At 56.4% G+C, this 17,587-nt stretch carries 21 protein-coding genes and 1 other RNA gene; 9 read left to right on the top strand and 13 right to left on the bottom strand.

Features of this window, described 5'->3' with window-relative positions:
• The first annotated feature begins 89 nt into the window (after positions 1–89).
• From FCN45_RS16980 to FCN45_RS16965, 4 genes are read left to right on the top strand one after another with little or no spacing between them, the layout of a single operon-like run.
• Positions 90–1,223 (top strand): amidohydrolase/deacetylase family metallohydrolase, encoded by a 1,134-nt coding sequence (locus FCN45_RS16980; protein ID WP_137386586.1) that lies wholly within the window; start codon positions 90–92, stop codon positions 1,221–1,223.
• Complete coding sequence (locus FCN45_RS16975) at positions 1,207–2,328, top strand: DgaE family pyridoxal phosphate-dependent ammonia lyase (protein ID WP_137386585.1); 1,122 nt, start codon at positions 1,207–1,209, stop codon at positions 2,326–2,328. The genes FCN45_RS16980 and FCN45_RS16975 overlap by 17 nt, the downstream gene beginning before the upstream one ends.
• Positions 2,325–3,062 carry a KDGP aldolase family protein gene (locus FCN45_RS16970; protein ID WP_137386584.1) on the top strand — a complete coding sequence of 246 codons (738 nt, stop codon included), beginning with the start codon at positions 2,325–2,327 and terminating at the stop codon, positions 3,060–3,062. The genes FCN45_RS16975 and FCN45_RS16970 overlap by 4 nt, the downstream gene beginning before the upstream one ends.
• 24 nt (positions 3,063–3,086) lie before the next feature.
• Positions 3,087–4,997, top strand: coding sequence for a transcription antiterminator (locus tag FCN45_RS16965; RefSeq protein ID WP_137386583.1), 1,911 nt, complete (start codon positions 3,087–3,089; stop codon positions 4,995–4,997).
• Positions 4,998–5,175: 178 nt separating this feature from the next.
• On the opposite strand, the gene FCN45_RS16960 is transcribed toward FCN45_RS16965, so the two are convergent.
• On the bottom strand, positions 5,176–6,075 hold the full coding sequence (locus FCN45_RS16960; RefSeq protein WP_101762897.1) for a LysR family transcriptional regulator: 900 nt from the start codon (positions 6,073–6,075) through the stop codon (positions 5,176–5,178).
• 129 nt (positions 6,076–6,204) lie between these two features.
• On the opposite strand from FCN45_RS16960, the gene FCN45_RS16955 reads away from it, so the two are divergent.
• The gene (locus tag FCN45_RS16955) at positions 6,205–6,906 is read left to right on the top strand and encodes a pirin family protein (protein ID WP_110867406.1); all 702 of its coding nucleotides are present in this window, start codon (positions 6,205–6,207) and stop codon (positions 6,904–6,906) included.
• A gap of 54 nt (positions 6,907–6,960) precedes the next feature.
• Here the strand turns inward: FCN45_RS16955 and dolP are convergent, their stop codons facing one another.
• The 4 genes from dolP to FCN45_RS16935 are packed head-to-tail and all read right to left on the bottom strand — an operon-like array spanning position 6,961 to position 10,521.
• Positions 6,961–7,533 (bottom strand): division/outer membrane stress-associated lipid-binding lipoprotein, encoded by a 573-nt coding sequence (dolP, locus tag FCN45_RS16950; RefSeq protein ID WP_101762899.1) that lies wholly within the window; start codon positions 7,531–7,533, stop codon positions 6,961–6,963.
• A gap of 14 nt (positions 7,534–7,547) precedes the next feature.
• Positions 7,548–8,135: a DnaA initiator-associating protein DiaA gene (gene diaA, locus FCN45_RS16945; protein ID WP_007890352.1), complete on the bottom strand. Its 588-nt coding sequence runs from the start codon at positions 8,133–8,135 to the stop codon at positions 7,548–7,550.
• 14 nt (positions 8,136–8,149) lie between these two features.
• Entirely contained in the window at positions 8,150–8,545 is a 396-nt protein-coding gene (locus tag FCN45_RS16940) for a YraN family protein (protein ID WP_008103534.1), read from the bottom strand.
• Entirely contained in the window at positions 8,503–10,521 is a 2,019-nt protein-coding gene (locus FCN45_RS16935; RefSeq protein WP_137386582.1) for a penicillin-binding protein activator, read from the bottom strand. The genes FCN45_RS16940 and FCN45_RS16935 overlap by 43 nt, the downstream gene beginning before the upstream one ends.
• 62 nt (positions 10,522–10,583) lie before the next feature.
• On the opposite strand from FCN45_RS16935, the gene rsmI reads away from it, so the two are divergent.
• From rsmI to mdtI, 4 genes are all read left to right on the top strand, one after another.
• Positions 10,584–11,447 (top strand): 16S rRNA (cytidine(1402)-2'-O)-methyltransferase, encoded by an 864-nt coding sequence (gene rsmI, locus FCN45_RS16930; protein WP_101762901.1) that lies wholly within the window; start codon positions 10,584–10,586, stop codon positions 11,445–11,447.
• A gap of 33 nt (positions 11,448–11,480) precedes the next feature.
• Positions 11,481–11,859, top strand: an RNA gene (gene rnpB, locus FCN45_RS16925) — RNase P RNA component class A.
• Positions 11,860–12,374: 515 nt separating this feature from the next.
• Positions 12,375–12,725: a multidrug/spermidine efflux SMR transporter subunit MdtJ gene (gene mdtJ / locus FCN45_RS16920; RefSeq protein ID WP_101762902.1), complete on the top strand. Its 351-nt coding sequence runs from the start codon at positions 12,375–12,377 to the stop codon at positions 12,723–12,725.
• Positions 12,712–13,041 carry a multidrug/spermidine efflux SMR transporter subunit MdtI gene (gene mdtI / locus FCN45_RS16915; protein ID WP_101762903.1) on the top strand — a complete coding sequence of 110 codons (330 nt, stop codon included), beginning with the start codon at positions 12,712–12,714 and terminating at the stop codon, positions 13,039–13,041. Before mdtJ ends, mdtI begins: the two co-directional genes overlap by 14 nt.
• A 34-nt stretch (positions 13,042–13,075) precedes the next feature.
• On the opposite strand, the gene FCN45_RS16910 is transcribed toward mdtI, so the two are convergent.
• The 8 genes from FCN45_RS16910 to FCN45_RS16875 all read right to left on the bottom strand — a co-directional run bounded on the left by FCN45_RS16910 (position 13,076) and on the right by FCN45_RS16875 (position 17,361).
• Positions 13,076–14,050 carry a glutathione S-transferase family protein gene (locus FCN45_RS16910; protein WP_137386581.1) on the bottom strand — a complete coding sequence of 325 codons (975 nt, stop codon included), beginning with the start codon at positions 14,048–14,050 and terminating at the stop codon, positions 13,076–13,078.
• A gap of 80 nt (positions 14,051–14,130) precedes the next feature.
• The gene (locus tag FCN45_RS16905) at positions 14,131–14,541 is read right to left on the bottom strand and encodes a DoxX family protein (protein WP_008103518.1); all 411 of its coding nucleotides are present in this window, start codon (positions 14,539–14,541) and stop codon (positions 14,131–14,133) included.
• A 208-nt stretch (positions 14,542–14,749) separates the two neighbouring features.
• On the bottom strand, positions 14,750–15,034 hold the full coding sequence (locus FCN45_RS16900; RefSeq protein WP_008103516.1) for a YqjK-like family protein: 285 nt from the start codon (positions 15,032–15,034) through the stop codon (positions 14,750–14,752).
• A complete protein-coding gene (locus tag FCN45_RS16895; protein ID WP_192236531.1) occupies positions 15,031–15,429 on the bottom strand; it encodes a phage holin family protein in 399 nt (132 codons plus the stop codon). Before FCN45_RS16895 ends, FCN45_RS16900 begins: the two co-directional genes overlap by 4 nt.
• Positions 15,430–15,431: 2 nt before the next feature.
• Positions 15,432–15,737 carry a YqjD family protein gene (locus FCN45_RS16890; RefSeq protein WP_007890363.1) on the bottom strand — a complete coding sequence of 102 codons (306 nt, stop codon included), beginning with the start codon at positions 15,735–15,737 and terminating at the stop codon, positions 15,432–15,434.
• A 35-nt stretch (positions 15,738–15,772) separates the two neighbouring features.
• Entirely contained in the window at positions 15,773–16,144 is a 372-nt protein-coding gene (locus tag FCN45_RS16885; RefSeq protein WP_137386580.1) for a DUF1090 domain-containing protein, read from the bottom strand.
• 174 nt (positions 16,145–16,318) lie between these two features.
• Positions 16,319–16,687: an EnvZ/OmpR regulon moderator MzrA gene (mzrA, locus tag FCN45_RS16880; RefSeq protein WP_101762907.1), complete on the bottom strand. Its 369-nt coding sequence runs from the start codon at positions 16,685–16,687 to the stop codon at positions 16,319–16,321.
• Complete coding sequence (locus FCN45_RS16875; RefSeq protein WP_137386579.1) at positions 16,684–17,361, bottom strand: DedA family protein; 678 nt, start codon at positions 17,359–17,361, stop codon at positions 16,684–16,686. Before FCN45_RS16875 ends, mzrA begins: the two co-directional genes overlap by 4 nt.
• Positions 17,362–17,587 lie beyond the last annotated feature (226 nt).

Below are 17,587 nucleotides of genomic sequence, written 5' to 3'. Positions count from 1 at the left end.
CATATGGCTGCACATATCCGTAGCGGCGCCATTTATTGCGCGATAAATCACGCCGCTACGAAATGAGCGTTTGTACGTGAGGAGTAAGCATGTTTGATCTGATTCTGCGCCGCGCACGTCTGTGCGACGAACAGCTGGTGGATATTGCCATCCAGCACGGCAAAATTGCCGCCGTCGGCGAGGTGAGCGGCCCGGCACAGCAGGAGCGCGATCTCGCCGGACGTTACTATGTCAGCGCTGGCTGGATTGATAGCCACGTGCACTGTTATCCCCAATCCCCGATTTATCACGACGATGCCGACACCATTGGTATGGCGCAAGGCGTCACCACGGTGGTGGATGCCGGCAGCACCGGCGCTGACGACATCGACGACTTTTATCAGCTCACGCGTTCGGCTACCACCGAAGTACGCGCGCTGATCAACATTTCACGCACCGGCATTGTGACGCAAAACGAGCTGGCCGATATGGCGCAGATTGATGGCGATGCGGTGGTGCAGGCGGTGAAACGCCGTCCCGACTTTATCGTTGGCCTGAAAGCGCGCATGAGCAGCAGCGTGGTGGGCGAGAACGGCATTCAGCCGCTGGTGCGGGCCAAGGCGATTCAGCAGGCAGCCGGAAACTTGCCGCTGATGGTGCACATTGGCAACAATCCGCCAGTGCTGGAAGAGATCGCCGATCTGCTGACCTCCGGCGACATCATTACCCACTGCTTTAACGGCAAGCCGAACCGTATCTTGTCACCGCAGGGTGAATTGAAAGCAGCGGTGAAAAATGCCATCGCGCGCGGCGTGAAGCTGGATATCGGCCACGGCGGCGCCAGCTTCAGTTTTGAGGTGGCGCGTCAGGCGATTGCGCAGGGCATTCTGCCCGACACCATCAGCTCCGACATTTACTGTCGCAACCGCATCAACGGCCCGGTGCATAGCCTGGCGCACGTGATGTCGAAATTCTTCAGCATTGGCATGACGCTGCCGCAAATCGTCGAGTGCGTCACCGTTAATGCCGCTGCTGGCTTGCGTCTGGCGGGCAAAGGGCGCTTGACCGCCGGTTATGACGCCGACCTGACCATTTTTACCGTCAAAGAGGAAGCCTGCCCGTTCGTTGATGCTGAAGGCGAACGGGTATTAGGTGAACAACATATTCTGCCGCTGGCCGTGGTTATCGCCGGTCACTGGCATCTGACTGATGAAGGGAAAGCGAATCATGTCTTCGATCTATGAAAAATATGACCTGAAACAGGTCATCAACGCCTCGGGCCGCATGACCATTCTCGGCGTCTCCACGCCGTCTGCGGATGTGGTGGATACCGTCAGCTACGGTCTGAATCACTATTTCGAGATGAAAGATCTGGTCAACAAGACCGGCGCTTACATCGCCAAACTGCTGGACGTGGAGAGCGCGGTGGTGGTGTCATGCGCCTCAGCGGGCATTGCGCAGAGCGTGGCGGCGGTGATTGTTAAAGATAACGACTGGCTGCTGGAGAACCTGCACGCCGCACCGCTCAGCGTGCCGCACGATATCGTGGTGCCAAAAGGGCACAACGTGAACTTCGGTGCGCCGGTTGGCACAATGGTGGCGCTGGGCGGCGGGCGTTTGATCGAAGCCGGTTACAGCAATGAATGTTCGCCAGAGCAGTTGGCGGCGGCAATCACGCCGACCACGGCGGCGCTGATGTACATCAAATCGCACCATTGCGTGCAGAAAAGCCATCTTAGCGTGGAGCAGGCAGCGGTAGTGGCGCGCAAGCACGGCATTCCACTGATCGTTGATGCGGCAGCGGAAGAAGATTTGCAGTGCTACTACCAAATGGGCGCGGATCTGGTGATTTACAGCGGCGCCAAGGCGATTGAAGGGCCGACCAGCGGCTTAGTGATTGGTCGCACGCAATACGTTGAGTGGGTGAAGCGCCAGAGCAACGGCATTGGTCGCGCGATGAAAGTCGGCAAAGAGGGCATTCTCGGGCTGACGCAGGCGATTGAAAACTCTCTGGTGCAGCCAAAAACCACCGGCGCCGAGATGGTGGCCAACATGACGCCGTTTATCGACAACCTCAACACGCTGAACGGCGTCACCGCCCGCGTGGTGTGGGATGCCGCCGGACGCGATATTGCGCGTGCCGAGATCAAGTTTGATGAAGCGGTCACCGGCTGGCCGACTGGCGAACTGGTGCAGGCGTTGAAAACTGGCGACATCGCCATCTATTTCCGTGGCTACAAAGCCAACGAAGGCATTATCGAAGCCGATGTGCGCAGCGTTAGCGCCGTTCAGCTGCACATCATCTTTAGCGCTATTCAGGCGTTGATCAGCGGAGGAAAACGCGCATGAGTCTGAACCCGAACTTCTATCAGGATCGCCTGTGCCTTAACGTGCTGGCCGGTTCGAAGCAGAACGCCAAAGCGATCTGGCAGGCGGCTGAAGGCCATGTGCTGGTGGGCGTGCTGTCAAATAACTACGCCAGCAATGAAGAAGCCATTGCCGATATGCGTGAGTATGCGGCGCTGATCGACAATGCGTTATCCGTGGGTTTGGGCGCGGGCGATCCCAACCAGTCGGCGATGGTGAGTGAGATCTCGGCGGTGCTGCAACCGCAGCACGTCAATCAGGTCTTCACCGGCGTGGCGACCAGCCGTGCACTGCTCGGCCAGAATCAAACCGTGGTGAATGGTTTGATTTCACCGACCGGCACGCCGGGCCTGGTGAAAATCTCCACCGGACCGCGCAGCTCGAAGAACGCCGACGCGATTGTACCGATCGACAGCGCCATCGCCATGTTGCAGGACATGGGCGGCAGCTCGGTGAAATACTTCCCGATGGGCGGCCTGAAAGCGGTAAATGAGTATCGCGCGGTGGCGGAAGCCTGCGCGCGTCACGACTTCTGGCTGGAACCCACCGGCGGCATCGATCTCAACAACTTCGAAGAGATTGTGCGTATTGCGCTCGATGCGGGCGTCAGCAAAGTGATCCCGCACGTTTACAGTTCGATTATCGATAGCGCAAGCGGCGACACGCGCATTGACGATGTACGTCAGCTTCTGGCAACGTGCAAGAAACTGCTGTAACAAATGAGTAACAGGTGAGGCTCCGTGAGATTTCCCAATCAGCGTCTGACTCAGCTTTTCGCTGCGCTGCAAAATGAAACGCTGCCGCAGGATGAGCTGGCACGTCGCTTTTCCGTTTCAACGCGCACGGTGCGCACCGATATCACCGCGCTGAACGCGCTGCTGGAACAGCATGGCGCGCAGTTTGTGCTGGCGCGCGGCGCGGGATATCAACTCAAAATTGACGATGCGGCGCGCTTTGGCCGCTTACAGCAAGAGAGCGCGACGCCACTGCGCGTGCCGCGTACCTCACAGGAGCGCGTGCGCTATCTGCTGACGCGCTTTCTGACGGCGGCGTATTCGATCAAGCTGGAAGATCTGTCCGAAGAGTGGTTTGTCAGTCGCGCCACGCTGCAAAGCGATATGGCAGAAGTGCGCGAATGGCTGGGCCGCTATCACCTCAATATCGAAACTAAACCGCATTACGGCATGAAGCTGTTTGGCAGCGAGGCGGCGATCCGCACCTGCTTAACCGACCTGCTGTGGCAGATCGATCAGGAGACGCCGGACAGCCCGCTGCTGACGGTAGAAGCGCTGCACAGCGGCATTCTGGCGCAGCTCGAACCTTTGCTGCAACAGTGCTTCGCCCAGCACGCCATTCGCCTCAGCGATGAGGGTGACCGCTATCTGCAAATCTACTGCGCGGTGGCGGTACGACGCATCAGTGAAGGTTTCCCACTCAACGATCCGGGTGCGGAAGATGTGGGCGAGGAAGTGCGCGAGGCGGCGAACGACCTGATAAACCTGATGCGTCCGCTGGTCGGCAAACCGATTTCACAGGCGGAAGAGAACTGGCTGCGGGTCAACATCGCCGCACGCCAGATTCAGGCGCTGGCACCGAGCACCATTAACGCTGACGACGCCGATGCGCTGGTCGATTACCTGCTAAATTACATCAACACCCATTACAACTATCGGCTGCAGCATGATGAGCAGCTGCGCGCCGATCTGCTCACCCATATCAAAACCATGATCACGCGGGTGCGCTACCAAATCCATATCCCCAATCCGCTGCTGAGCAACATCAAACAGCACTATCCAATGGCCTACGATGTGACGCTGGCGGCGGTCACCAGCTGGGGTAAATACACCCCTTACACTATCAGTGAGAACGAGATCGGTTTTCTGGTGCTGCACATCGGCGTTGGGCTGGAGAGGCATTACGACGTCGGCTATCAGCGCCATCCACAGGTGCTGCTGGTGTGCGACAGCGGCAACTCCACGCTGCGCATGATTGAGGCGCTGCTGCTGCGCAAATACCCGCAATTGGTGGTGACGGCGCGGCTGTCGCAGCGCGACTATGAACTGCGCGAGCATATCGACGAAGACTTCGTGATCTCCACCGCGCGGCTCAGCGAGAAGAACAAGCCGATTGCGGTGATGTCGCCATTCCCAACCGAGTTCCAGCTGGAGCAGCTCGGCAAGCTGGTGCTGGTGGATCGCACGCGCCCGTACATGCTGGAGAAGTACTTCGACGCGCAGCACTTTATGGTGCTGGATAAGCCGATGGCGCAGTCAGAGTTGTTCCGCCTGCTGTGCGATCAGCTGGAGAGCGAAGGTTTTGTCGATGCGGATTTCTATCCGTCGGTTGAGGAGCGCGAAGCGATTGTCAGCACCCTGCTCGGCGAAGGCATCGCGCTACCGCACTCCCTTGGCTTGCTGGCGCAGAAAACCGTGGTCTACACGGTGCTGGCACCGCACGGCGTCAGCTGGGGCGAGGAAACGGCGTCGGTGATTTTCCTGCTAGCGATCAGCAAGAGCGAATACGAAGAGGCGATGGCGATTTACGATCTGTTCGTCACCTTCCTGCGCGAAAGGGCGATGACGCGGCTGCGTGATTGCACGGATTTTGTCAGTTTTAAAGCGGTGGCGATCGATTGTTTGAGTCGGATGTAAGGGTTGTGCGTGCTGTCCCCCATCCCGGCCTTCCCCCGCAAGCGGGGGAAGGAGATGCAGCTTCATCACTAACATGTGGCAGCATCTTCCTCCCCATGCAGCTTCATCACTAACATGTGGCAGCATCTTCCTCCCCCATTTATGGGGGAGGACCGAGGAGGGGGAAACCCCGCACAATCTACCCGCGTTTCGCCAGCAACCTCGGAATCTCACGCAAACACCAGGCTTTGGCTTCGCCCATGCTGTCGCGGCGCCACGCCATAATAATGTCCACTTCGCGCGTATACTCGGCGCTCACCACGCGTAAACGACCTTCGGCGATATCCTGCTCCACCATCGGATACGGCATGGTCGCCACACCCAAACCGGCCAGCAGCGCGCGGCGTTTATCATCCATGCTGCTAACCGTCAGACGCTGCTGCTTATCCAGCAACTGCACCGTCAACACCGGGCGCTCGCGCGCGGTGTCCGCCACCGCGATGCCGCGATACTTCACGCGCGTCACTTCTGACAGCGGCTCAGCTTCCTGATGAATGGGATGATCCGGGCTGGCAACGTAGACGCTCATCGTGCTGTACAGCTTGCGGGTGTTAATTTCGGTTGAGGCGCGGAAGTGCATATCCGGGGCAATCACGATATCGGCGCGGCCCTGTTCCAGCCTTTCCCAGGCACCGGCTAACACTTCCGTGATGAGAGAAATTTGCGTATTGGCTTTTTCTGACAGCTTCTCAACCAGCGGGAATAAACGCTCGGAAGGCACCAGCGCCTCGGCAACAATGGTGAGATGCGTTTCCCAACCGCGCGCCAGCGCTTCGGCATCGGTGGTGAGCTTGTCGGCGGCTTCCAGCAGCACGCGGCCCCGTTCCAGCAGCATGCGGCCCACGTTGGTGAACTTGGTGCGGTGGCCGGAACGGTCAAACAGCACCACATCCAGCTCCTCTTCCAGCTTCTGCATGGTGTAACTCAGCGCGGAAGGGACGCGACCCAGTTCATCGGCCGCAGCGGCAAAGCTGCCACGACGGTCAATAGCATCCATCACACGTAAAGCTTCAAGGGTTAACGCGCGGTCTTTTGCCATGCCGATTCTCTGTCAGTAAATTTGAACATGCCAGGCAGATTAACTGGCTTACAATCCGGCGTCCAGACTTTTACCATAATCCTATCAAGCCTGCGGTCGGTTCTCACCGCAGCGCGTCGGAGGATTATCATGATGACAACCCGCTGCGCGTCCGCATGTGGCCAGGCCGATTTCGGTTGGTTGCAGGCGCGCTACAGCTTCTCATTTGGCCACTATTTCGATCCAAAATTAATGGGCTACGCGTCGCTGCGCGTACTCAACCAGGAAATTCTGGCACCGGGCGCCGCATTCCAGCCGCGCAGTTATCCGCAGGTCGATGTGCTGAATCTGGTGCTGCAAGGTGAAGCCGAGTATCGCGACAGCGAAGGCAATCATCTGGTGGCGCGTGAAGGCGAGGCGATGCTGCTCTCTGCGCGTCAGGGCGTGAATTACAGTGAAATTAACATCAGCAAAGATCGCCCGTTAACCCGCATGCAACTGTGGCTGGCGGCCTGTCCGGAACGTGAAAACCCGCTGTTGCAGAAGCTCGACCTGCCGCAACAAACCAGCGTACTGATCGCCTCGCCCGATGGCGCGCAGGGCAGCCTGCAGCTGCGCCAGCAGGTTTGGGTGCATCAGGTGACGCTAGCACCGGGCGAGCAGTACACGGTGAAATTGCACGGACCGCGCGCTTACCTGCAATCGATCCATGGTTCGCTGGATGTGCAGGCCAGCAGCGCCAACCAGCAGCCGCTAGGCTGCGGCGACGGCGCGTTTCTCAGCGATGAGAACCAGATTAGCCTGCAGGCCAGAACGCCGCTGCGCGCGCTGGTGATTGACCTTCCCGCCTAACCCTCACGCACAAAAAAGGGCGACCGAAGTCGCCCTGATGCTTTGCTGTAACGCTTATTTGAGAATGGTGAAGGCCGTAGTCACGTGCTTCACGCCGCTCACCCGGCTGGCAACATCGGCCGCCGCCTTCGCTTCTTCTGCAGTAACCAGTCCCAACAGGAACACTTCACCGTTTTCGGTGGTCACTTTGACGTTGGAGGATTTCACCTGATCGCTGCCCAGCAGCTGCGAGCGGATTTTGGTGGTGATCCAGGTATCCGATGACGAGGTGCCGAGGCTGACTTTCTGTCCATTACGGATTTCGTTATACACCTCGGTGGCCCCATCAACGCCCATGGCAATCTGTTTGGCACGGCTTGCCAGATCCGGGGTTGGCGACTGGCCGGTTAGCAGTACTTTGCCCTGATAAGCGGTGACAACCACGCGCGCCTGGTTTTTGATCTGTTCATCTTTTGCCAGTGCGTTCGAGACGCGCAGCTCCAGCGTACCGTCATCGACCTGCGTGCCCACGGTGCGCGGATCAGTGGCGGTTTTGGTGGCGACGGCAGCGCCGCCGGCAACCACGGCAACACAACCTTGCAGCAGCATGGCGGTTAAGAGAATGGCGACAGCGTTCAATGCTTTCATTTGAGCTCCTTCAGTCATTCCTGGTGTGGGAATAAAGTGTTATCAATCAAATCGCACAGGCAGTTCAGCGTCAGCATATGCATTTCCTGAATGCGCGCACTGCGATGTGATGGAATGCGAATTTCCACATCATGCGGACCGAGCAGGCCCGCCAGCTCACCGCCGTCGTGGCCGGTTAACGCAACGATGGTCATATCGCGGGTAACCGCAGCTTCAACCGCTTTGACGATATCGCGGGTGTTGCCACGGGTGGAAATGGCCAGCAGCACATCACCAGCCTGACCAAGCGCTCGAACCTGCTTGGCGTAAATTTCATCGTGCAGACGATCATTACCAATCGCCGTCAGCATCACATTATCAGCGCTCAGCGCCAGCGCAGGCAGGCTAGGGCGCTCCGTCTCGAAACGGTTAATCATGCTGGCGGCAAAATGCTGGGCATTCGCCGACGACGCACCGTTACCGCAGCTAAGGATTTTGTTACCGTTCAGCAGCGACTGCACCAGCGTCATCGCAGCGCGGGAAATCGCATCGGGCAGCGCTTCGGCTGCGGCGATTTGGGTCTGAATACTCTCGGTAAAACACGCTTTAATTCTGTCCTGCACAAGACCACCTGGTTCTATCCATCGGCATTAAAGGCATCGGGCAGCCACTCCAGCTCACGCCCGGTAATGGCAATGATGTCAAAACGGCAATTCACCGTATCAAAACTGCCGCCACGCGCCAGCAACCAGAGTGCGGCGGCACGCAGCAGCTTTTGTTGTTTCTGGCGCGTTACGCTGGCGGCGGCACCGCCGTAGCGCGCATCGCGTCGATAGCGCACTTCAACAAATACCCAGCAATCGGCGTCGCGCATAATCAGGTCAATTTCCCCGCTGCGACAGCGTACATTGCTGGCAAACCACTGCAGCCCGGCGCGCTCCAGATAGCGACGCGCCAGTTGTTCCTGCTCAGCGCCAATGCGCTGGCGGTTTACTGCACCGGAACGATCTGTCCCTGACGATACTGGTTCCATGCCAACTTCCTGTTGATCACGCAATCCGTGTCGGCGTTCAGCTTGCCGGTGTTGCCATCAATGGCAAAGCCTGGCACCTGACGCATCTGGTTAAAGTGATTCGCCAGCGTCCAGGCATCAATGCCCATCGCGTAGAGGCGAACCAGCGAATAATCGTTGTTAAACGACTTCGCCGCCTGCTGCATCAGGCCCGGATTGCTACCGGACAACAGCGGGATATCGCTGAACTGCAGGCCATCCATCTCCAGACGGAAGTCCGGACCTGCGCCCGCCTGCGCACTGCGCGAACTGGCGTACAGCGCGGTGTTGTTGCGGCTGCTGGTGCGCATCGCAATCATCGGCTTGATCAGCTGCAGCTCATCCTGGCTAGCGACAATGTACACCGCATCCACGCTACCGCTGCTGGCATCGGCCGCTGGTGCCGGTGCGCTGGTTTGCGGCGCAGGAATCGTAAGGCCAGCAATCGCCACGCTCTGCGATTGCGCAGGCTCAACGTTGAGCGGCGTGCCGCTTAACGCGATACCCGCACCGCTGTTGATGCCTTGCTTCAGTTCGCCAACGCCGCCAAAACGCTGCTGCAGTACGGTTGAACCACCCAACGTTTGCCACTCTTGTGCGAACGCTTTGCTGATACGGTCGCCATAACTGCTGCGCGGCACCAGCAACAATGGCTGACGTTTGCCTTGCTCGTAGATATGGTGCGCGGCATCGCGCGCTTCGTCTTCAGGAGAAAGCGCAAAGTAACAAATATTCGGATGGTTCTGGATCTGTTCGGGTTCGTTCAGCGCCAGCACGTTTAGCGGAGTGTTGCTATTAACGACGGTTTCAACGTCATTTTTTAGGAGCGGGCCGACCACCAGCGTGGCGCCATCTTGCTGAGCCTGCTGCATCACCTGCGCAATCGGCTGGCTGCTGGTGTCATACACTTTTACCTGCGCATTGCTGTTGCCCTGTGCCGCGGCCGGTTGTGCGGCTGGCTGTGGCTGCTCGGTTTGCGGTGGTGTGTTACCGGCAACGGCGGGGCTGACAACGCTATTGGCGTCGGCTGGCGGCTGTGCGCTGGCATCGGCTGCAGCAGGCGCTGACGCGGCTTGCGGTGCCGGTGCGTTGAGCACGCCATTGCGCGCGTCGTTGAAACCTTTTTGAATCGCGTTAGCAAACACCTGCGCCTGGCCGTTGAGCGGCAGTAGCAGCGCGATGGTGCTGGTCGACGCTTTAGTGAAGTTTTGCACCTGGCTGAGCTGCGTTGGCAGCGTCTTCGCGCCTGGGTTCTGTGGATAACGTGTCTGCCAGTCCTGAATCGCCGCTTTCAACATTTGTGGATCCTGGCTGTTTGCACGCCAGGTATTCAGCAGATCCAACCAGCCTTGCAGCGTATTTTCGTCAGCATTGATCACCAGACTGTTGATTTGATCCTGCGTCATCTGCGTCAGCGCTTGCCAGGTTGCATCAATATTGCTTTGGTGATCGGCGCCTTTCAGCTGCGGCTCCTGCGCAATATAGGCACGCAGCAGTGGGAGTGAAGGGCGATTCTGCGCCGCTGCGATTTGCAACGCGTAGTAGCGCACCTGCTGATCCTGCGACAGGTCACCGACTTTCACCTGACCAAGCTGTTGTTGTGCACCGCTGTAATTCTGCTGACCAATCTGCATCTGCGCGCGCAGCAGCAGCAGTTCTTGCTGTTGCACATCGCTTAACTGCTGCGGCAGCTGATTAAGCTGATTCGCTGCCTGCGGATACTTTCCTTCCTTCAACAGGGCACGGATGGCAAGTAATTGCCAGTCGGTCTTGCTATCATCGCTGCTTTGCTGCACCTGTTGCAGATAATAGTCAGACCGGCCAGTCGCAGGACCCTGAATATTGACGTTAGAGGTTTGTTGCGGTCCCTGACCACTACAGGCGGCTAAAATCAGCCCAGCGAGAAGAACAGGTACTAAGCGTCCTGCTTTATGACGTACGACTTTTGAAGGAAGCATACTGTATCCAGTGATGTTTTTTTCAAGATGCTCAATATTAAATCGGCAATTCGGATGAAACAATGAAACAACTCGATCGGGCAGAGATTTCTGCCAGCACGCTCTATATCGTTCCTACCCCGATCGGTAACCTGGGTGATATCACTCAACGAGCGTTGACGGTCCTCTCAAGCGTCGATCTAGTCGCAGCGGAAGATACACGTCATACCGGGCTGTTGCTACAACATTTCGCCATCAATGCGCGACTCTTCGCACTTCACGACCACAACGAACAGCAGAAAGCTGAGGTGCTATTAGCTAAGCTGCAAGAGGGCCAGAGCATCGCGCTGGTCTCCGATGCCGGCACGCCGTTAATCAACGATCCCGGCTACCATTTAGTACGTCGCTGCCGTGAGGCTGGTGTGCGCGTGGTGCCGTTGCCAGGTGCCTGCGCGGCGATTACAGCATTAAGCGCGGCGGGGTTACCGTCCGATCGTTTCTGTTACGAAGGGTTTCTACCGGCCAAAAGCAAAGGACGTTGCGATGTGCTGCGCGCGCTGGGTGAAGAGCCGCGTACGCTGATTTTCTACGAATCGACCCATCGCCTGATCGATAGCCTGCAGGATATGGTCAGCGTGTGGGGCGGCGAGCGCTACGTGGTGCTGGCGCGTGAGATCACCAAAACGTGGGAATCTATTCAGGGCGCACCGGTCGGCGAGTTGCTGGCGTGGGTGCAGGAAGATGAAAATCGTCGTAAAGGCGAGATGGTGCTGATTGTTGAAGGCCATAAAGCGGATGAAGAAGCGCTGCCAGCGGAGGCGTTGCGCACGCTGGCGCTGCTGCAAAAAGAGCTGCCATTGAAGAAAGCCGCTGCGCTGACGGCGGAAATTCATGGTGTGAAGAAGAACGCGCTTTATAAGTACGCGCTGGAGCAGCAAGAGGCGTGACAAACGCTGGCAGATCGCCTATTATCCCGCGCCGAAGCTGACCAGACAGTCGCCGCTTTGTCGTCGTCCTCTTTCGGGGGGAGACGGGCAAAGGGGAGGAAAGTCCGGGCTCCATAGGGCAGGGTGCCAGGTAACGCCTGGGGGGCGCAAGCCTACGACCAGTGCAACAGAGAGCAAACCGCCGATGGCCCAGTAATGGGATCAGGTAAGGGTGAAAGGGTGCGGTAAGAGCGCACCGCGCGGCTGGCAACAGTTCGTGGCACGGTAAACTCCACCCGGAGCAAGGCCAAATAGGGGTTCACAAGGTACGGCCCGTACTGAACCCGGGTAGGCTGCTTGAGCCAGTGAGCGATTGCTGGCCTAGATGAATGACTGTCCACGACAGAACCCGGCTTATCGGTCAGTTTCGACTTTTTTAAACACAAAACCCGCTTCGGCGGGTTTTGTGTTTTCTGGGGTTGGGTGCGCGCTGGCCCTCATCCTAACCTTCTCCCACAAGTGGGAGAAGGAATCGATCGAGCGATCTTTCAAACCGCAATAAACAGTTCCCTCTCCTGTGGGAGAGGGTTAGGGTGAGGGAATACACACACTTTTAATTAAACGCCTCCACGTAAAGAAATGAAAATCCCTGAAAACATTACTGCCGCTATGCCAGAATAAGCGCGTGTTTAACTACTGAGGACAAATTTAATCCACACTGACGAGAAGCAACAACGTGGATAAGTTGTAATTTTATGGACAAAATGTTTGCGTCAAATAAGGCTCCACTCTCCTCCTCTCTCTCTGAATCAAACTGCTCAATCTGCGATCAGCACTGGCGCTTCGCGCTTTAGTTCCGTTCTCTCCTATTCTGACTTTTTAATTTAACTTTGCTAACACGCCTATTTTCGCGTGGGTGGCGTTTATTTCTCGTTCAGGAGAGAAATCATGCTGTATTGGATTTTATTAGCGCTGGCGATCGCCGCGGAAATTATTGGCACCGTCTCAATGAAATGGGCCAGCGTAAACGGTGGCAACGCCGGTTATATTTTTATGCTGGTGATGATCGCACTTTCTTATATTTGTTTATCCTTCGCCATTAAACGTATTGCCCTTGGCGTGGCGTATGCCATGTGGGAAGGCATTGGCATTCTGTTTATTACGCTGTTTAGCGTGCTGTTGTTCGATGAAGCCTTATCCGCCATCAAAGTAGCCGGCCTGCTGACGCTGATCCTCGGCATCGTCCTGATCAAATCCGGTACGCTGAGCCGCAAGGAGCTGCGCCATGGCAACGTTTAACTGGCTGCATATCGCATGGCTGGCGCTGGCCATTGGCCTGGAGATCGTCGCCAATATCTTCCTGAAATACTCCAACGGTTTCCGCCGTCCACTGTTTGGCGTGTTATCGCTGGTGGCGGTGCTGGCGGCGTTCAGTGCGCTGGCGCAGGCGGTGAAAGGCATTGATTTGACGGTAGCCTACGCGTTATGGGGCGGGCTGGGATTGGTCGCCACCGTGGCGGCAGGCTGGATTCTGTTTGGCCAGCGTCTGAGTCGGGTTGGCTGGCTGGGCGTGGGATTGTTGTTGGTCGGTATGGTGCTGATTAAGTTTGCCTAAAGTACCCTCTCCACGTTGGGAGAGGGTAAGAGCATCAACCCCGGCCGTGTGGCTCATCCCAGTCAAAGGCTGGACCCAGCGAGATCACGCCGCTTGGGTTGATGGTTTTGTGGCTGCAGTAGTAGTGATGGCGAATGTGCGGCAAATTAACCGTGTCAGCGATGCCTGGCATCTGATAGATATCGCGCAGGAAGCCGCTCAGATTACGGTAATCACTGATGCGGTGACGATCGCACTTAAAGTGGGTGACGTAGACCGGATCGAAGCGCACCAGGGTGGTCCACAAGCGCAAATCGGCTTCGGTAAGTTGGTTGCCAGTGAGATAGCGGTGTTGGCCAAGAATCTGTTCGAGACGCGCTAACGAATGGAACAGCGCCGTTACCGATTCATCGTACGCCGCCTGCGAAGTGGCAAAACCGCTTTTATACACGCCATTGTTAACAGTGTCGTAAACCCAGCTGTTCACTTCATCAATTTTGTCGCGCAGCTCCGCCGGATAATAGTCACCCGCGCGGGCACCTTGCGCATCAAAAGCGCTGTTGAGCATGCGCATGATGTCGGCAGATTCATTACTAACGATGGTTTGCTGGGTTTTATCCCACAGCACTGGCACGGTCACACGGCCGGAATAGTGCGCATCGGCGTGCAGATAGATCTGATAGAGAAACTCTTTTTGATACAACGCATCGCCGGTGGCATCAGGGAAACTGGCGTCAAAGGTCCAGCCGTTCTCCAGCATCAGCGGATGCACCACCGAAACCGAAATCATCTCCTCCAATCCCTTGAGTTTAAGCATTAATAGCGTGCGATGCGCCCACGGGCAGGCAAGCGAGACGTAAAGATGATAGCGATCACGCTCAGCGGCGAAGCCCGCTTTGCCGGTTGGACCGGCGCTGCCATCGGCGGTAACCCAGTTACGCCAGACGGCTTCTGTGCGCTTGAAGCGGCCACCGGTTGACTTCGTATCGTACCAGGTATCATGCCAGACACCGTCAATCAGCTGTCCCATAAGCCCTCCATAATAAAAAGGGGCGAGGAAAATCCCCGCCCCTGCAATTCAGTATATGTGTTCTCTAACGCTTGTGCTGCTTAGCGTGCGGTCGCTGGCTGAACGCGCTGACGAATCAGACGGTCAATGCTGTAAGCGCCTGGACCTACCAGACCCAACACCAGGAAGCCACCGGCGATGGAGAGGTTTTTCATGAACATCAGCTGGTTAACACCTTCCGCGAAGTTGCTGTGGAACAGGAACGCGGTCAGCAGAGTAAAGCCAGCGGTGAACAGGGCGGTAAAGCGCGTCAGGAAACCGAACAGAATCGCCAGGCCGCCACCGAACTCCAGCAGAATAACCAGCGGCAGCAGGAAGCCTGGGACGCCCATTGCCTGCATGTATTGTGCGGTACCGGCGTAACCGGTGATTTTGCCCCAGCCTGCGGTGATAAACAGAATGGTCATTAATACGCGTGCTACCAGCAGGCCTGAGTCTTCGAATTTTTTCATCATCTACTCCAACAAGGTTTTTGTTGCAGGTTGTTGGCCTGCGGGTTTTGAATCCCCTTGAACCGGTTGTTTCAGTTCACTGGGCTGATGGAGGAAGATGATAATCGCAGGTTGAAAGAGTTGTAAGCGAGATAAACTGTCAATGTTGTTCAGTAAATTTGAGGGGGAGTAAAACCGAATCAATTCGATCCGGTTTTAGAGAGAGAAGCTAGCGGGTATTTAAAGTCGATTTGATCATGCGCCAGGTGCTCCAGACGCCGAAACCGCGCTTGGCCCAGCGCAGCAGACGATTGGGGCTGCGAATCGACCAAATGGCCAATGCACTGCTGCCAATCGCCAGATAACGACGCATGCCAATGATGGTTAACCAGCCGCGATCGTACTGCGCGGTGCTGGTCAGCCAGTCGCGGCTGTCGGCGCTGAGGTCAAGCCGCTGCTGCTGCACCTGATTGAGCAGTTCGTGAATGCGTGCTTCACGTTCGCGGCGGCTCATGAGCGATGCTCCTCCAGCAGTTTGCGATCGGTATCCAGCTCTTTACGCGTATGGCGCAACAACGTTGATTGACGCGATTTGTATAACGTCCACAAACCGAAGATGAGCGCCAGAGCAAATAGCACCGCCGTAGTGATGGCAATCGCCATCAAGCGATATTGTGCGTCCACCGCCCAGATGATCAACACCATCAGGCTCATGAGACCGAAAGCGGTAAACAGCATAGTAAGGCCCACCATCATCAGCATCTGAATCAGGTTGGCCTTTTCCTCTTCCAGTTCCACAATTGCCAGTCTGACGCGCGTCTCGACCATGCTGACCAGCGTGGTAACGACCCGTTGACCGATGTTAAAGACCCCTTTGCCGGGGCCGTGGCTTTGCTGACTATCACTCATCATTAACGCCGTGAGATTAAAATGCCGATGAGAATACCTACCGCTGCACCGATACCCACGCCGTGCCACGGATTGTCGCGCACGTATTCGTCCGCTTTTTCCGCTGCTTCACGTGTGGTTTGTGCAATACGTTCGCCGGAATCGCCGAGACGTTCACGGGAGCTTTCAATAGCGCCGCGCGCTTTATGACGCAGTTTATCCAGCTCACCTTTGGATTTATCTGCTGAGCTGCTCAGCACTTCTTCCAGGGTATCAGCCAGATTTTTCAATTCAGCGCGCAGATGTTCAGATGTTGTTTCTTTAGCCATGGAAATCTCCTTTTACAGCATTGAGTTAAGTCCGATTAATAAGGTTCAGCTTCAAGCTTTTTCAGTTCGTGCTGCGCATCGAGCAGCTTACGTTCGCGCTTCTCAATTTTGTCCTTGTCGCCATCCTGACGCTCTTCTTTCAGCTCACGCTCACGTTCGGCAATTTTGTGCTTCTGCTCAGCGATGCGTTCGCTATGTGCAGATTTCAGCTGCTCATCGGTGCAGCCTGCGCGGACTTCGGTCAACGCGCGCTCCAGCCCGGTAACGCGGCGCTGGTTGTCGTGCTGTTTCGCCATATCGATCTCGCGTTGAATATCCTGCTCTTTTTGTTGGCAGAGCGATTCAGCCGCCAGCAGCGAACCCGAGAGTGAAAAAAGAATAGCACCTAGCAGTAATTGATGTTTCATCAGGTTGTGACCTTCCATTGTTGATGACCTGCCCGAGAGCAGACAGGAGAAGCTTCCCAGCATGTCTTAGGCTTACGCTATCTCTAAGGATAGACAGCAGACGAAAAAATTCAAAGAAGACGCGGGGATAGCGAGGATTAGCTCACCGCCTGGCTTAACGTCAGGCGGTGAAATTTAGCTAAAAATTGGGCGACTGGCGTCAGGATATTGCTGCGAAGCCTGCGGGCCAGCGGCGACCACAAAGCCTTGTGGCAACAGGCGCTTCAACACTTTTTGCGCCGCCAGGCTCTGTTCTTCATTCTCAAAATGAATCACCAGCGCATCGCCGGAGGGCGTAATACTTTTGATACGCACGCCCTGCGCAGAAAGTTGCTGATAAAGATAAAAACCATCGGGCAGATTGGTGCCGCTGTTGGCGACGCGGATCTGCACCACGGTTTCATGCTGCATCAAGGTAGGAACGAAACAGATCGCCAGCAGCGCCAACGCGCCACCCAGCGCCCAAGGCAGGAAACGCCTTGGGAATCCACGGAATGTGATCATGACTGTGAATTCCCGCTACGCGCTGACTGACGTTTACGCCAAATCACCACTAAAGAACCGATCAGGCCAATCACCAGCAGCACCAGCGGCAGCAGCATCAGGCACAACATCAGCTCATCTTCGTAACGACGGAAAATCGGTGTTTTACCCAGCGCGAAGCCCAGCACGGTAAGGATTAGCACCCACAGGAAGCCACTTACCCAGTTGAAGAACTGGAAGCGCGCATTACTCAGGCCAGAAAGCCCGGCGATGGTAGGGAGCAAGGTGCGGACGAAGGCAATAAAGCGACCCACCAGCAGTGCAGACAAGCCATGGCGATGGAACAGCCGGTGGGCGCGTTGGTGATATTGCGCGGGCAAGTGCGAAAGCCATTTTTGTACGGTAGGCGTATTACCGAGCCAGCGGCCCTGAATGTAGCTCACCCAGCAGCCGAGGCTGGCGCCGGTGGTCAGAATCAGCAGCGTCAGCGGGAAACCCATGGTGCCTTTAGCAATCAAAACGCCGACCAGAATCAGTAAACTATCGCCCGGCAGAAAGGCGGCGGGCAGCAATCCATTTTCCAGAAACAGAATCATGAACAACACGCCATAAATGGCCCAAACCAACGTCGGGTCGGAGAGCATTTCGTAATCCTGCTGCCACAAGGCATGCAGCAATGCTTGCAAAATATCCATCAATCATTCCTGAACATCATTGTTAAACGTGCCCGTGAGGGGCTTAGGCGCAGACTGGCGTTGGTTATACATTTTAGATAAGCAGCCTGAGCAGGAGTTTCCGGATCCTTCCAGAATTGATTGTTAAATCAGCGACTTTTTAAAGCCCTGTCGCAAAGGGTAATAAAAGGGCGATAACTGTAACAAAAATAACGTTATCCAGACAGGGGAAAGTGCCTGCCGCACA

The sequence above is a fragment of the Pantoea sp. SO10 genome, from assembly GCF_005281435.1.
Classification (GTDB): Bacteria; Pseudomonadota; Gammaproteobacteria; order Enterobacterales; family Enterobacteriaceae; genus Pantoea; species Pantoea leporis.
Note: the sequence above shows the minus strand (reverse complement) of the source record. Positions and strands in the feature narration are given on the sequence as shown.